Source organism: Fontisphaera persica, from assembly GCF_024832785.1.
GTDB classification, from domain to species: domain Bacteria; phylum Verrucomicrobiota; class Verrucomicrobiia; order Limisphaerales; family Fontisphaeraceae; genus Fontisphaera; species Fontisphaera persica.
Genome location: NZ_CP116615.1, coordinates 77,823 through 95,567, shown reverse-complemented (window position 1 = coordinate 95,567; position 17,745 = coordinate 77,823). Strand labels below are relative to the sequence as shown.

The window sequence follows — 17,745 nt, the reverse complement described above, 5'->3', positions numbered from 1 at the left end:
GGATGGGATGGCGTGGCTGGCTCCCGCCACGGCGCGAGACCAAAGGGCCTGCCTTTGAGCCATTCCCCAAAGCCGCCGGGCAGCAGCGGATGAGACGACATGCTAATTTTTTAGCATTAAGACACCTGCCTTTCTTCCCTCGAAAAGTCGGCCTGACGCGGCGGGGCCGCCTGGCCTGCCCGTCCCCCGCGCCTGGGGCCTATGGTCCGTTAGTACGGTAGGCGCGATAGTACAGGCTGGTATTCGTCATTAAATCCAGAATTTCCGTCTGGTAGTTGGTCACGGTAAGACGCAGCCAATCCTGCCACAGCGGCGGCGGCTCCAACCGCGGCGCAGTTTGTATTTGCAACGTCATGCCCGGCGCGTCAAACAACAACAGCCGCAGTCGGCCCTGCGCGGCGGAAGCCTCCAATAACGGCTCGTTTGCCAGCACCACCACCCGGCCATTTTCGGTCCACAGATATGCCACCTCGTTCCCTTCCACGGTTTGCGCCACCGGCGCTTCCGCCGTTAACGGCACAATGCCCGACTGCGCCTGCGGCAAGGCGGTGAGTTGGAGGCTTGCCAGCTCCTGCGTCCCCGCCAGTCCGGGGTTGTTGAGGCTCAAGCGCAACCGCCACTGGTCCCCGCCCAGGAATTCCACAGAGGCATGGGTGACCGCCGGATGGACAGCCGAGAGCGCCAGGTTGGTCAGCGCCCTATTGGGCAACCGCAGGGTGAACATCAGGTTGGTCAGTGGCGCGCTCGAGAACATGGACACTGGCACGCTGCCGCTTTGACCCGCTGGCAGAATGGTCTGTCCCAGAAAAACATCCACCAAATCGCTCACCAGCACCCCCACCCGCGTGGTCGCGCTCAACGCCGGCTGGCCGTTGTCGGTCGCTACCACGCCAATCCAGTTGGTGCGCCCGGCATGCTGTGACGTGGGCGTGAATATCAACATGCCATTGGTGGCGTTAATGAGGGCCGTGTCAGGCGCTTCCGCTGCCAAGCGGTAAGCAAGCTGATTGGCGGGCACGTCCGGGTCCGCCGCCGCCACGGCATTAGTCCATGGGCGGCGTGGAGCCGCGGCAAACACGGGCAGGACAGGCCACACGGGAGCCGCATTCACCTCATTCACCACCACCCTGAAGCTCTGCGTAACGCTCTGGGGCGGCACGCCATTATCGGTCACCCGCACGATGATTTGATTTGTGGCCGGCCCCTGCTCCTCGGTGGGGGTCCAGGAAAGGATGCCACTGACCGGATGAATGCTCGCGCCCGCGGGAGCATCAATCAAACTGAAGCTGAGCTGCTGTGCGGGCACATCGGTATCACTTGCCGAGGCGCTGACCAGCAGCAGACTGCCTTCCGCAATCACCTGATCGGGAGGCACGGTCAAGCTCGGTGGTTGATTGGGCCGATTGACAATCACGGTGAAAACGCTCGTGGCCGCAAGGTTGGGCGAGCCGTTATCCGTGACCCGCACCGTGATGGCGTTGGTGCTGGGCGACTGCGCCAGCGTGGGCGTCCACTGGAACAAACCAGTAGTCGGATGAATCGTGGCGCCCGCTGGCGCATTTTCCAAAGTGTAGGTCAACGTCTGAGCGGGGATGTCCGCGTCCGTTGCCCCCACGTGGAAACCGATGATCTGGCCGGCGTCCACCCGGCGGTCAATCAACGCCGGCACCACCGGCGGCTGATTCACCTCCCGCACCACCACCATGAATGATTGGGTCGTGGACATGGCGGGAACACCATTGTCTGTCACCACGACCACCACCCGGTTGGTGGTGCCGCCGTGCGACTCTCCGGTCAGCCATGTGAGCAGGCCCGTTTGGGGATGGATGCTCACCCCCGGCGGTGTGCCGGCGCCCAGGCCGTACACCAGTTGCTGGCCGGGCATATCGGCATCCGTGGCCGCCGCCGTCACCTGCAACGTTTCGCCCTCCTCCACCGTCACCTGCGGCAGCGCTGCCAGGCTGGGCGGGGTGTTCACCAGCGAAACAGTCGTTACGGCCTGCGGCGTAAGGGGAGCCGGCTCGGTATTGCCTGCGGCATCCGTGGCCACACAATAAAAGGCATACCGTTGGCCGGTAGCCCCTGCATACACGGCTCCGCTTTGGCGGGTTCTTTGCAGCCAGGGCACAAACGGGCCATCGTTCACGGAAACATACACGTCGTAGTAACTGATATCGCCCTCCGCATCCGCGCCGGACCAACTGACGGGGATTTGCGGGTAGCTGGCTGGCGGCAGCGCCGCCACCCGGCTAATGGGCGGGTTGGTGTCCGGCACCGGCGGCGGGGTATAGTGCAGGTAATACACACCGCTGGAGTTGTAATCGAGCAAATGCAGCACATTCTCCCGCGTGGGCCGGACCCCCGGTTTGGTAAAGGTGTAGCGTGACACCCAGACGTTGGTGTCGAGCGGAATGACCGCGCCGTCCTGGCGTTCCACGCGCGTCAGCAGATATTGCCCATCGGCCGGGTCCGGGATGCGCAAATAAGCCCACCCGCCCGGCATCAGCGCCGTCAAGGTGACCACCCAACTCCCAGGCCCCGGCGCCTGGTCCACCACCCCGGAAGTCACGGCCGCCACCGTGCTGGTGGAGCCATCGCTGAGATAAATGACATCCGGCAAGGTCAGGTCATCCTTGACATCATTTACCAGAAAGTCTGGCTTGCCATCCTCAAACGCGCCTGCCGCCTGCACCTGGCGTATCATTTCGTGGATTTCCACGCTGTCAATCAACGAGGTCTCGCGGCCCCCCAGTGAGTTTTCATGCTCAAAGGTGGCCCGGTAATCCACAAAGAATCCCAACAGCGAGGCCTTCATCAGCCACCGGCCGATGACGATCTGATCCGGGCCAATGTCGCCAAAGACCGCCGTCAGGGACGGCGAGAGCGATTGTCCCGCCACTTCGGTCGCGATGATGCTGAAGTCAATTTGCAGCCCCTTTTCATTCTCGATAATCTTCGGTTGCGCGGAGGTGATGCTGAATTTCCTGGCCGTGCCCTTCCCAACATTCTGCACCATCACCGCCAGCGTGAACGGCTCGGCCGGCTCAACCTCGGGCGTGAACGGATCATCACTCATCACGTCGCGCTGGTGAAAATATTTCAGAATGAGTTTCGGATTGGGATACACCCTCACCGGCGACGGCAACAGGATGGCGGTGCCGGGCACGCCGCCCGCGCTGTAGGTCATGATGCCGCCCACCGAATACACCAGGGGCGTTTCGGGCGCCGCCTCGTCCCGCGGCAGAATGACCCACCGCGCGCGTCCGGTCGCAGCGGGCGGCATCCGCCACAAATCGCGGATGATGGTAAACTCATTCGTGTTGGTATTGCCGCTAACCGGCTCGATGTTGGTCAGTTCCGGCGGTAGAATGACAAACTTGTCATTGGCCAGATTGCCATTGGGGTCAAGAATGCTGATGGTGACATTGAGATTCTCCAGCGAATCCACGTTGGAATCATTGAAGATGTCCAGCGTCGCCCCGATGGCCTTCCGCGTCATGACCGCCTCCTGGTCAATTTGCAGGCGCACCTGCGCGCACACCCCGTTTTGCAGCGGAGCGGGCGGCAGGGCCGCGCGGGCCAGACTGCCGGCGGGCGGCTCGGCAGGCCGCGGCGGCGCCCAGTCATACGTGATATGGGAACGGCGGAAAGGCGCCGTGAGCAGTGAGGCCGTGCCGCTGGAGGAACGCGCGGACTGCAACGCGGCCGCCAGATGGCTGGCCGGCGCATTGGCCGGCACGGCGGCGTTGCGGCCAGTCAAATCGCGCACCATGCCCTCGGCGTGGCTGAACCCCAATAGTTGCGCCATTTCGCCGGCGCTGGGCTGCGCCGCTATGCCAAAGTCCGCCAGTTGCAACCGCACCACGCCATCCTCTTGCGGCGGATAGCAGCCGCCCGGCAACAACTGCCGCTCGTAGCCGGTGGAGGTGGAGTAAGACAAACCATCCACTTCAATGCTGCCTTCCACATTGACCTTGATTACCACCGGCTCAACACACACCTTCACCTCAATCCCGCCACCCGGCGTGCAGCCTTGAATGGAGGCATTGACCCCCACCGTCACGCCGGCAAAAGCTGTACCACCGCCTTTATAGGTGCGCCCGTTGCGTTCATGTGTCAGCTCCACCTGTCCGCGCAGGCCAGCCACGCCAGATGCGCTGACGGTGCCGCCCAGACAGAGCTTGGGATTGCGCATGTGACACTCCGTGCCAAACGAGCCGCTCACTGAGCCGGAAAGCGTAATCTCGGCCCCTGCCAGGAAGGACGCCTCATAACTGGACAGGCCCAGGCCGGGGATATTAACCTCCCCACTCGCCTCAGGATTGTAGCCGATAACCAGCGTGGCCGTGACGCTTGCATTCCCCCCCACGGAAGCCTTCAAGCCTTTCAGGTCATCTTCGCAGCACGTGCAAAGCTGGCCGTTGACGTTGAAATTGACCTCGATGTTCTTGACGCTCAACGGCGTGGTGGCCAGCGCCGCGTTAATGGCCTTGGTCAAGGCCCCGGCAATCTCCGCTTTCAAACCCGCCTCATAATTTAAGCACTCCTCCTGATAGTCCTGCTTGACACAAGAACACTTATTGCTGGGCGTCACGCTGGGTGGCGGGGTGTAAATGGTAAGCTGTGGCTGCCCGGGCGGGCTGACCACCGTGCCCCCACCGCTCCATCCGCTAAAGCCGCCACCGCCACCGCCGCCACCACCACCCCCACCACCGCCGCCGCCGCCACCACCACCACCCCCACCAAACCCAAAGCATCTGCCCGTGGCATTGATGACCGGGATGGGCACGGGATAGGCAATGTTGAAGGGGCCGCAGATTAGCCGCCATTCGACGCTGGCGGTGTAGGTGCAATCGCCAATCCGTATCGTCAAATCACGCGGGTTGGACGCCACCAGCCCATTGGTTTCCGGCGGCCGACGCTGGATGATGACCGGCACCGTCAGCGTGCTGTTGGCGGGAATGCTGGCCGCGCCGCTGATCAGTGGCGTAATAATCCAGCGCTCATGCTCAGGGAAATTAATGACCACGTCCCGCGCCGCGATGAGACCCTTGTTGCTGATCTTCAGATCAATCTGCGCCATGTCGCCGGTGACTTGCGCCAAATCAATCAGACCAGGCTCCACGGTCACCACCGGCGTGGGCACATAAGCCTCGTACACCGTTTCCAGCGTGATCTGGGTGCGATCCTCAATTTCTATTTCCTCCACCGTCCAGTTGTAACGCACCAGTTGTGCGCGCAGGAAGATGGTCTGCTCCTTCATCTGCCCGGCCTTCACCTCCAATGTGGCCTGCGTGCGGTCGTGCCGTTCGGCGGTGGCTTCCAGGTTGTACGCGCCTTCGCGCAGATTGGGCACGTCCCAGTAGCCGTTGGTGTCGGTCACACCGCTGGCCACCACCGCGCCGGTGAAGGGGTCGCGCAAGACCACCTGGGCCCCTGCCAGGTTGCGCGGATTTTCCCCGTGGTAGGACATTTCATCCACCGTAATGATGCGCAAGCTCCCCACGGCATCGGAAACGCACCGGAAATTAAAGGGCACACTGGCATTCGCCAGGGCCGCCGCCAACACCACGCTGCCCTGGTATTCGGCCAGCGGCAAATCCGCCGCCGGCATCAGCAACAGCTCCACGCGGCTGGTCTGGCCCGGCTCCAGATTGGGCAAGGGATTGGTGGAGACCACGCGCAGCCACGGCGTTTCGGGAATCATGACCGTCAACGGCCCAGTGGGCGCGCCGCCCACGTTGGCCACTTCCAAAGGCACCACCCGCTGCTCCCCGCGCACCATACCCCCCACCAGCGCCGTGGGCTGCACCTGCAGCCGCGGCCGGCGCGGCTCCACCTGGAAGTACATCGGCAGGGTGAGATTCACGCCCTCCTGAGAGCTAATCCGCACGCTGAACGCATTGTATGACTCGGCATCCTCCAACGATTGCACAGTGTAAGCCAGCGTGGCTGCCGCCAGACCCGGCAAGGTATTGGTCACTGTCACCTGCACATTCAAGCCAGCCGGCACGTCCTGCAACTGGGCGGAAAGGTTGTGCAAATCCACGTCCGCCAGATTTTCCAGGCGCACGGTTCCCGTCACTGTCTCCAACCCCAGCACTTTGTGGTGCACATAGTCCGGACTGAGGCGCAATCCCAGGAGGCTGAACTCGTCCTGAATTGGAATGTCCGTGGCCGCCGGATGCGCCGCGCCAATGCGGTACACGCCCGCTTCCCCAGGCAACGGCTGAAAGACCGCGGTGAACTGGCCGTTGGCATCGGTCAGTGCGGCAATCGTGCGGCGGGTGTCGCGCAAGTAAATATGGATGCTGACCGTTTCGTACGGCGCAGGGCCCCCAAGGGCTTTGGTGGCCGTGCCATACAACGGCACGGCCGTGCCCGCCAGCGCGGTCTCTACCTCGGTTTGCACCACGGCGTTGTAGGCGGGCGCCACCCGGATGGGGATGGCGGAGATGGCCGTGTTGTTGTTCTCCAGCGTTTCAGTGATTTGGGAGGACACATCCGCCGTCACGATTACGTAATAGTCGCCCGGGGTGCGCGGCAGGATGATGCTGAGCGTTTGCTCGAGGTGCATGCCCACCGGCAACTGGCCCGAAAACGGAAATTCACCCACCTGAATATCATCTCCGCCCGGCAAGGGATCGCGCGATAGCCAGACCCGCTGCAAGAATGCTCCCGTGGCTGTGGCAATCCCCTGGTTTTGTACCCGGAAGGTGATGGACACGGTGTTTTCGGTGTAACCGTTGGTGGGCACCACCACCACGGGCACGGTTAAATCCGGTAAATTAACGTCCGAAACCACCAGGGCGGCGCGTCCCGGCGCAAAACCGGCGGCGGTGGCCGTGAGGATGACCGTTTGATTGCCGTCGCTCACGCCATCCTCCAACGTGTTGATGGGGAAACTAACTGAGCGCTGGCCTGCGGGTATGAAGACCGACGCCGGCACCGTGGCTTCCGTCGTGCGGCTGGAAACCAGCGTAACTTCCAGCGGCTCGTTGGTGGCCGTGTTGCGGGTCACGGTGCCCGTGGTGGCTGGCGTGAGGCCCTCAGCCACCAGACTGCGCGCCAGGGTGAGTTGCAAGGCACTGCCATCATCGTCAGTAATCTCCAACGTATCAAACCCGCCCGTGGCCAGGCGATTGCCGGCCGCATCCAGCACATGCGCCGTGACCACCACCTGGCGCGTGCCGTCCGCAAAGGCATTGTCCACCGTGGAGAGCGGGATGGTCAAAGTGGCCACATTCGCCGGAAAAGTCACCGTGGCCGGGAGGATGACCTGATTGGGCAGGCTCACCTGCAATTCCACATTCACCCGGAATGGCGTCACCGGTGCGCGGGTGAGCGTCAGCGTGGTGGCGTGAATCACGCCCTCCCCCACCGAGGGCGCCGCAAAGTTCAACTGCACCGCCGGCACATCATTATCCTGCACCACCACCCGCGCCACCGCATTGGAATAACCGGCAGCAGTAGCCGTGACGTTGTAACTGGCGGTCGGTTCCAGGTCTTGGTCGTCCGTGGCCAGCGCCCCAAACGTCAACGACAAACTATTGGAAGGAATAACGACATTGGCCGGCACCACCAGTTGCGCCGGGGCGGAGCTTTCCAAATTAACCTGCAAGGGCAGCCCATCCAGCGCCTCACGGCTTACGGTGAAAGTGATGCCCTGCCCCTCCGTGACGGTGGTAAGCGCAGGCTGCAGCAACAACGGCCGGCGGTCACTATTCAATATCCGAATAATCACGTCCTCACTCAAATAATCCGCAGCCGAGGCCATGAGGTGAACATCCAAATCCGGCCCGGCCACCCCATCCGGGATTACCATCACCTCAACTCCGGCGGCCGCCTGGCCCGCCGCGATTATCACATTTGGCGGCGCGGCCAGCCGCGTGGGATGACTATTGGACAAGGTCACCGTCAGGGCATTGGTCAGCGGCCCGTTGCGGCTGACCGTCAGGCGCAAGTAAGGATTGGGGTGGTTTTCCGCAATGCTGGTCACGGGTGCGCTGAGGCTCAGGCGAGCGGGTACGTAAGTATTGGTGAGTGCCAGCGCGGTATTGTTGCCCTCGGTGACTTCGCGCACCAACAGCGAGCTGTCCACCGACACGGCAAAATAGAGGTTGCCGATGAAGGTGTTCCCCGGCAGCACCACCGCCTGCGTGCGCGTCAAAAATCCTCCCGGCGCCAGCGTGTTGGTAAAGGTGAAAGAAGCCACCGACAAGTCTCCGCCAATCTGCTCATCCGCCGACACATATACCGTCTCCACCCACGGCCCCGAAGCTGCCGCGCTGCCCTGGTTGGTGACGGCCCACACCAATTCCACCGGCTGCCCCGGCACGCCCACCTGCGGCGCCAGGACTCCGCTCACCGCCAGGTCCGGCAGCGGCGGGGCCGTGACGGTGAGCGCGCTGGCAATGCGTGAATTATTATTGTCCAGACTTTCAGGCTGGCGGTTGTTGAAATCCGTCACCACCATCAGGAACACCACCGTGTTCTCCAGCGTGGCCCCAAACGGTATCACCACATTGGCCTGGCGCACGTAAGTTGCGCCCGGTGCCAGCGGGCTGATGTCATCGGTCGTGCGATCCAGCAGCGGCTGGGCAAAGGCCAGACTCGGCGTGGTGGCGTAATAAAGGCGATCCCGCCACGAACCACTGGCAGGCGCGGTGCCCGCGTTGCGCACCGTCCAAGTCACCTCAAATGGCTGGCCATAAACGGCGCCGGCAGGCACAGCAATCGCATCCACCACCAAATCCGCCGTCTGTATTTGCAGCGGCGTCCCGGACACCAGCGCGTTGTTGGCGTTGTCCATTTCAAAGACTTGGTCCCCGCTGTCTGCCGTGACCAACCAGTACCGCGTCCCATGCAGCCCCGGCGGCAACAGCACCTGCTGCGTCACCACCAACGCCATGCCGGCGCCCAGCAGGTTGGTCACGCTGAAAGTCCCCAACGTCTGCGCCCCGGAACCGTCCGGCACAGTGGCCAGCGCAAGGGTGTTGTTCCACGGCCCCACCGCCACCGACTGCCCTTGATTGGTTAAAGTCAACACCAATACCACCGACTGCCCCATAGCCGCCGTCGCCGGCGACTGAATGTCAGCCACGGCCAGGTCAGGGTATGGCGCCAACGTGGCGGTATTGGTGGCCACCGCCGCATTATTGGCTTCCGCATCCCACCCTCCCATGTACTCAAACACCGCGTTCTGCGCATCCACCGTCACCTCCGCCCGCAGTTCACCCACCCCGGCCACGCCATCGGGCAGACGGAAGCTGCGCTGCCTTGGCCTTGCCCCTCCCGGCGGGATGGCCCCCTCGGTCGCCGGGTCGTAAAGCAAAGTGGTATCCACATACGTGGCGCCCGTGGTCAGATTGCGCAGCACCACGCGATCTCTAAAAGCGCGGGTCACGGCGGCGTCGCCCACGTTGGCCGCCGCCCACGCCACGGTCACCGTGCTCCCGCTTTGCGGGGCGGCCGGCTCAATGACCAGATTGGTGACCACCAAATCGGGATAAGGTGCCAGGGCTGACACGTTGGTGGCCAGCGCCAGGTTGTTTTGTTCAGCCGTGCCCTCTCCATTGATTTCCACCACCTGGTTGTAGGTGTCCACCATGACCTGCACCACCATCGCCCCTGCTCCACGCGGGCCGTCCGGCAGTCGGAAGACATACTGGCGGGCGCGCCACGCGCCGTTGGTCAAGTGTCCCTGCGCGCCCGCGTCGTAGGGCACGGTCACATCAAGTAATCGCTCGCCGCTATTGAGATTGCTGATGACCAGACGGTCCTGCCATGAGGTTTCCGTGCGGCCCGCGCCAATGTTCCAATCTTCCCAATAAATCGCCAGCTCGCCACTGGAGGCCAGGTCATTGGTGGGGGCCAGCGCAAGGTTGGTCACCACCAGGTCCGGAGCGGCCAGCGTGGTGAAGGTGTAGTCTTCAGAAACAGTCTCGTTGCCGGCGCGGTCGCGCGAACGCACCCGAAAGTGATACGTCGTCTCCGGCGTCAATCCGCCCAAACTCACCGAATGGCTGGTGAGATAATTCCCGCCCAACGCGCTCAGGTTGCCGTAGGCGGTGGTCAGCCCATATTCCACCTGCCGGGTGGCCGGCTCATCGGTTTGCCACGTAATCACCGCCCCAATCGCGCTGGGGTACGCGGTGATGTTGGTCATGACGGCCGGTGTCCCGTCCACCACCAGCTCCAGCACGTCCACCGGTATCATCTCCTGGTTGTCGGTGGCGCGCGCCAGGCTGACATTCAGGCGGTTGGTGCCATTCATCGAGGCATCCACCACAAACGCAGGCGTGCGGTACGTGTCATTGGCCACCGAGGTGGTGGACCACGCGCCGCCGACAGGCACCTGCGGCGCCGCGTTGCCGCTGAGATTCGTGAATACCAGCAGCGGCTCAACGCCGGTGTTCATCGAGCGATCAAAACGAATGGTCAGCACGAGGTTGGAAGTCGCCGGCACCGGATTATTGAAGTTGGCGACAGCCGCGGCCACTTGCGGCGCCAGCGGGCGCGAGCTGTACTCGGCCACAAAATGCATGTTGGTGTTGTCGGTGGTACTGAACGTCTTCTGAAACTCGGCCTGCGTGCCGTACACCGCCCCATTGAGCCGGAAACGCACAAACGTGTACAGATTGGGCGGGTTGGTGATGGTCAGCGGCGCGCTGATGGTTGCCGTCTCCCCGTTGGTGTACACCCCCGCCCCCAGCACTTCCGCCAAACCGGCGGGACTCGTCGCCGTGGTGACCACGTGCACCAAATGGGCCTCCGCATAGTTGGCCGTAATCGTCATGGGCCGGGTGGCGGAAAAACTATAGGGAGTGTTGCTGCTTAACACGGTCTCCCCTTCGCTCCAATGACTGAAGCGATAGCCGTAGGCTGGCGAGGCACTCAAGGTCACCGTGTTGCCATGCGTATAAGTGCCGCCGCCCGTGGCGGTGCCCGCCCCCGCCGGATTGTTGCTCACACTAATGGCGTACCGCGGCAGCGCGAAATTGGCCAGCAACTGCCGGTCGCGTGAGACGGTAAAACTGAAGACCGGATTGGTGCTTACCACCACCCCGCCCTCGGTCCAGCTCACAAAATAATAAGGCATGGCGTTGGTGTTGGGGACTGCCGTCAGCGTCACCGTGCCGCCCCCGGGGTACGTGCCCGCGCCCGTCACCTGGCCGCCCTGCGGGGGATTGGCCTGCGCCAGGATGTTGTAATACTCGCCCGTGAACGGCTGCGCCACAAAGTCCACCACGGCATTGGTGGGCGAAGAGACAATGTCCACCGTACGGTTGGTGGTATCGGCATATCCCAGACTGGGCAAACCAAACACGTTGACCGCCCACTGCCCCGGATAAACCGGCAAATCATATCGCCCCTCCGCATCCGTGGTGGTTTCCACCAGCCGGGCATAAATGCTGGTTTGCTCCAGATTATTGGTGCTGGAAGGCGCCAGTCGCGCGCTGGGAATAACCTCCTTCGGCTGGCTTGGGCTGGACCACGAAAGCCGGGCCGCCGCCACATAGCCGTTCTCATAGTAGGTCATTACAATTTCACATGGCACACCGCTGGTGAGCGCAATGCCGGCGCTGGCCCGCTCCGTCACCCCCTGATCCCCCCAGTAATCAATGACAAGCTGGCCATTCACCCATAACCGCACTCCGTCATCGGTCGAGGTATAAAAGTTGTAGGTCTCGGTGTACAACGGCGTCACCATGCCACTCCAGCGCACAGAAAAGGTATCCCCATCAATGCGGCTGTCTGGCGATCCACCTCCCCAACTGAAATCCACCGTCGCGTCCAGCCGGCTGAACTTGTAGCCGGTGAGGTCCCTGTTGTCGTAGTAATCTCCCCGCAGGCCAGCAAAACTGGTCTGGGTGTTGTAAGCCGTAACCACCACATTGGTGAGCGGCAATCCCACACTGTTGCGCACCGTGCCTGAAATGCGGGTCTCCCCCGCCGGCAATGCCTCGGCCACGCGCACGCTGACCGACGTGGCCTCATACAAAACCTCCCACGTCAACCCCTCCGGCAAAGGCGGCAAATGCAATTCACTAAAAGTGCCCGCCCGCGCAGACGCAGTTAAAAGAGTGAACGTCTGACCGTTGGTGGGGATAAAGCCGTTAATCAACGTCACCACCAGCCGCCCGTTCAATTGCGCCGTGCCATTCACCACCAGCCGGTCATATTCCGTGCCCGCCACCGTGCCGCCCAGCTCCATTTCCAAATGCCCCAGCCCCTCCTGCACATACTGACCATTGAGGGTCAACGTGCCCGCGCTGGCGCCCGGCGCCACCCGGCCGGCAGAGTTGGTCACCTGCGCGGCCACGGTGCCCTGGCCCATGAGCACGCCGCCGTTCAACAGCACACTATCATTCGGATCCAACGTGCCGCCATTGAGCACGATCGAGCCACCCACCTGGGTTAAAGGACTGGCAATCGTCAGCGTCTGGCCACTGGCCACGGTGATCCTGCCCTCATTGAGAAAACCCGCCCCCGCTTTATTGCAGTTCAAGCTGTAATTGACCCGCAGCTCGCCCAAATTGATGATGCTGGCCGAGAGGCTGCGCGGACCGCCGTTGCCCGCATTAACTTCCACCACCCCGCTGGCCGCATTGGTGAACACGCCATTGGTAACGGACAAACTTGACTCAAAACCCGCCCCCGTAGATTGCAAGCGAATGGTCCCCTCATTGTAAAATCCCTCCGGCGCAATCACCGTCGTTGCATTTCCCCGATAATTGCCCTGCACCCATATCAATTGCCCGGCTTTAAGATACCCATATAGCCGGCTCCCGGAACCAGTAAGCGTAAAACTGGCCGGGCCGCTGGCCGCAGGTCCAACCTCCAACCGGCAATCCTGCATATAAAGGGGATTGCCCGAGATGCCGCCCTCTTCAAAGATAAAGCGCATCCCCGTTAAATCCACGCTGCCTGAATTGGTGAAGCCGCCGCCGCGCTGGCGGAAAACCTGGTTCAGGCCATTGATGGTGAGGCTGCCACTGCTGGCAATGACAAACCGCCCGCGACTTTCATAAATTCCATCGGACTTGTTGAGCGTCAGGCCGGTGTTAACGGCAATCAACCCTTCATTCAACAAGTGCGCGGAAAGGACACGCGGCCCGCCGCTGCCGCCATTGATTTCCACCACGCCAGTGGCCGCATTGGTCAGCACTCCATTGGTCACCGCCAAACTCGACTCAAAACCTGCGTCCGCCGATTGCAGGCGAATGGTCCCTTCATTGCGAAATCCCTCCGGCGCAATCACCGTCGTGCCACTGCCCCGGTAACTTCCCCGCACCCACAAAAGCTGGCCCGCCTTCAAATCCCCGTAATAACGGCTGCCACTGCCGCACATTTGAAACTCCCATGGACTGGCAGCTTCGGGACCCAGGTACAAACGGCAGTTCTCCATCACCACCGGCCCTGCTGGTGCATTCGTGCCGTTTCGCAGGAAATTAAAATTAACCCCGGTCAAATCCAGCCCTCCCCCCAGCAACAACACGCCGCCATTCTGATTCAGCGTTTGCCCCCCTCCGTTCATCACGAGCCGCCCGGTGCCGGTCACCGTGCCCTCCTGATTGAAGACCTGCCCGGAGCCGTTTAAGGTCAGGCTGGTATTGTTGGCAATCTCAATCCTCCCCCAATTGTCAATCGTCGCCCCCGGCCGGGTCCAGGCGGCCCCATAATTGACCTGCATCAACCCCTCATTGAAAATATGGCCATAAAGATTGCGCGGGCCGCCGCTCCCGCCATTAAACTCCACCACCCCTTTGGCCGCATTGGTAAACACCCCGTTGGTGATGGATAAACTTGACTCAAAACCCGCCCCCGTAGATTGCAAGCGAATGGTCCCCTCATTGCGAAATCCCTCCGGCGCAATCAGCGTCGTGGCATTGCCCCGGTAATTGCCCTGCACCCAAACCATTTGTCCTTCCTGAAGATTCCCGTAAAACCGGCTGCCCGATCCCATCAGCGTCAAGCTTATGGGAGCGACGGCTCCACTGCCAAAATCCACGCGGCAGTTCTCCATGGTAATGGCATTACCATAGACGCTGCCTCCCTCGTACACGAATTGAACTCCCGTCAGATCCATGGTGCCAAGGTTCGTAAGGCTGCCCCCGCGCTGGCGGAAAACTTGATTTTGCCCGTTCAGGATGACGCTGCCGCCGCTGTTGATAAACACATAACCCAGATTTTCATACACCCCATTGGCCTTGCTCAGTGTCAGGCCGGTGTTCACCGAAAGCAGCCCTTCATTTTGAAGATTAGCCGAAATCGTGCGGGGGCCGCCATTACCCCCATTGACAGCGATGATGCCGGACGGCCGGTTGATTAACGTCCCGTTGTTCACCGTTAGACTGCTGACGTAACCGGCATTGATGGATTGCAGGGTGAGCGTACCGGCATTTTCAAAACCATTGGTGACCACCACCGTGGTCCCGCCGCCACGGCTGCTGCCCTGAATCCATATGGATTGCGCAGGTTTAATGTCCCCCACCCAAGTGCTGCCTGAGCCAGTCAACGTGAAACTGGCAGCATTCACTGCCCCCGGCCCCAAAAACAGCCTCGAATTCACCAAATAGGGTGTCCCTTGAATGATGCCCGAAACATAATCAAAGGTCACACTGTCCAAATCCAGCCCCCCTTGAACATTCAACACCCCATCCGCCTGCCGGAACACCTGATTCTGTCCGCTCAACGAAAGCGTGTGCCCGCTGGCAATATTGAAGGTCCCCTGGTTCTCATATAACCCGCCCGCCTTGCTGAACGTCGTCCCATAGTTGATGTTCACCGTCCCCAAATTGAGCAAGTTTGCCGCAAAAGTCCGGCTGCCTCCATTGCCCTGATTGATATGAATGGTGCCTCCCGCCACATTCGTCACCACCCCCTCGCTCACCACCAACGCCGTCGTATAGCCGGCGTCCACCGACTGCAACGTCAGCGTCCCCGCATTGGCAAATCCATTGGTCACCGTAATGGTGGTGTGCCCCCCAGCACCACTGCCCCGCACCCACAGACTTTGCCCCGCCTTTACATCCCCCACCCACGTGCTGCCGGAGCCAGTTAAAATGAAACTCGCCGCGTTGGTGGCCCCCGGCCCCAAAAACAGCCGGCTGTTAATTAAATGCGGCGTCCCATTCACTGTCCCCCCCAAATAACTCAGACTCACGTTGTTCAAGGTCAAGGCTCCCTGAATGTTGAGCGCCCCATCCACCTGCCGAAACCACTGACTTTGCCCGCTCAAGGACAACTCCTGCCCGCTGGCAATGTTGAAGGTCCCCTGATTCTCATACACTCCCTCCGCCTTGCTGAACGTCGTCCCATAATTGATGTTCACCGTCCCCAAATTGAGCAAGTTTGCCGCAAAAGTCCGGCTGCCTCCATTGCCCTGATTGATATGAATGGTGCCTCCCGCCACATTCGTCACCACCCCCTCGCTCACCACCAACACCGTCGCATAGCCGGCGTCCACCGACTGCAACGTCAGCGTCCCCGCATTGGCAAATCCATTGGTCACCGTAATGGTGGTGTGCCCCCCAGCACCACTGCCCCGCACCCACAGACTTTGCCCCGCCTTTACATCCCCCACCCACGTGCTGCCGGAGCCAGTTAAAATGAAACTCGCCGCGTTGGTGGCCCCCAGCCCCAAAAACAGCCGGCTGTTAATCAAGTGCGGCGTCCCGCTCACTGTGCCCCCCAAATAACTCAGACTCACGTTGTTCAAGGTCAAGGCTCCCTGAATGTTGAGCGCCCCATCCACCTGCCGAAACCACTGACTTTGCCCGCTCAAAGACAACTCCTGCCCGCTGGCTATGTTGAACGTCCCCTGATTCTCATACACTCCCTCCGCCTTGCTGAACGTCGTCCCATAATTGATGTTCACCGTCCCCAGATTGAGCAGGTCGCCATAAAGAAACCGCTGCCCCCCAGACCCTGGATTCACCGTCAACACTCCCAGAGGCGTATTAGTCAAGGCCCCCGGGGACACCGTCAGCGCGCTGGTGTATGCACTATCCGTGGATTGCAGGCGCACCGTCCCCGCGTTGTTGAATCCCACCCTTTGCACATTCACATGGCCGCTGGCCGAACTGCCCCGCACCCATAATTCCGCTCCAAAGGGCACATCGTAAGGGTTGGGCTTGGTTTTACTCATGAAACCCGCCCCATATATCGCCTGCATTTCCGCCCCCCCCAAAGCCCGCCCGTACACTGCCAGTTCATCCATCAGCCCATGGAAACAATGGCTCCCCCCCATGCCTGACCCGATGCGCGCCGCCAAGGCTACCGGTGCGGCCGCCCCTCCCACATCATAATCACCCACCGGCAAGGCCGTGACCACGGCGCCATTCACGTAAAATTTCATTTTCTGGCCTGCCCCGCCCTGCCCCTGGTAAACCCATCCCACATGCTGCCATGTGCCCGCGCTCACCACTCCTGCCACCGTGCGATATTGGGTGAACTGGCCATTGGTATCGGCCACCGACCCCACCAACGCCCCCGAAGCCTCCACCATGAAATAATAACTGCGCGCCGTGCCCAGGTCATCCCGGCACAAAATCATCATGTCATTGGCCAACGAGCCGGGTTTGAGCCATCCCTCCACGCTGAACTCCAACCCCAGGGCCAGCGACCCCACCACCACAAAATCATTCAGCCCATCAAATTCAAAAGCAAAGTCATTAACCCCACTGGCATATCCCACGCCATTGCTCAAAGCTCCCGGATACACCCCCGCTACGTCATACGGGTGATTGTCCGCCGTCCACCATGCCATCATGCCCCCCGGTGCCGCCACCGGCTCAGCCCGGCACTTGCCCGCCGCATCCGCTTGGTAAATGGCCGCTATCTCATCCTGCGACAATGCCCGGTCATAAATCGTCACCTCGTCCAACCAGCCGCCATAATACCCATAGCTCGAAACACCGCCGAGAAGCTTGGAAGGAAACACGGTGGTGCGCGTGCTGGTCAGGCCGGTGCGCACCAGCTCGCCGTTGAGATACAGCCGGGGCTGTTTGTTCTCATACACCACGGCCACATGCACCCAGCCGGTGATATTCGTCTCAAACACCAGCAGCGAGGGCAAATAATTGACCCCATGCTCAAACACGCTGATGCCGTTGGTCCCCACCGACACCCCCGCCCCCACCACATTGGCCGAATTAATGTTCTCCGGCGCCACGGCATAACGCTGGCCGCTAAGCCCCAGCAAACCACTGGTGGCCTCAGCCGTGGCGTTCCGGCCTTTGGTAGGGTACGCCCAAAACTCAAGCGTAAAGGTGTTGCTGACCGTGGTTAAGGCCGAAGTCCGGGGCGACACCACATCATCCACTCCATCAAAATAAAACGCACGGCCCACCTTGCCGGCATCATACATGGCCCCATCCTGCACCGCCCCCGGATGCCGCCCCATTAAATCGTTGGCCCACCCCTCGCCCGGCCACCAACTGACCACTCCCGCGGGAGAGGCCAGACAGGCCCCCAATAGATTCCCAACTAAAAGCCAGCAGGGCAAAATCCATGTGCATGCCTGGCCGATACACCGAAAGAACGTTGGCGTTTTCATGGCAGTTTTTCAGTCCACCACCCGCTCCAACCCTTCTTCCTGCATCCAACACGCTACGCTGCCCATAAAACCGCCACCCTCCCCTGCAAGAAGTGACTCTCTGGAGGTCAGGCGAATGGATTGGAATCGTGGTTTATTATGACTGTGGGTTTCGCTGGTGCCTATGCTTTTGACACCGAATG

1 protein-coding gene is annotated in these 17,745 nt (G+C 61.3%); it reads right to left on the bottom strand.

From position 1 onward, the window contains the following. Positions 1–199: 199 nt before the first annotated feature. On the bottom strand, positions 200–17,563 hold the full coding sequence (locus tag NXS98_RS00405) for a CARDB domain-containing protein (protein WP_283846477.1): 17,364 nt from the start codon (positions 17,561–17,563) through the stop codon (positions 200–202). Positions 17,564–17,745: the final 182 nt, after the last annotated feature.

Excerpts from the sequence above, each read along its gene's own strand:
- NXS98_RS00405 (WP_283846477.1), bottom strand. The coding sequence starts at position 17,563 with ATGAAAACGCCAACGTTCTTTCGGTGTATCGGCCAGGCATGCACATGG.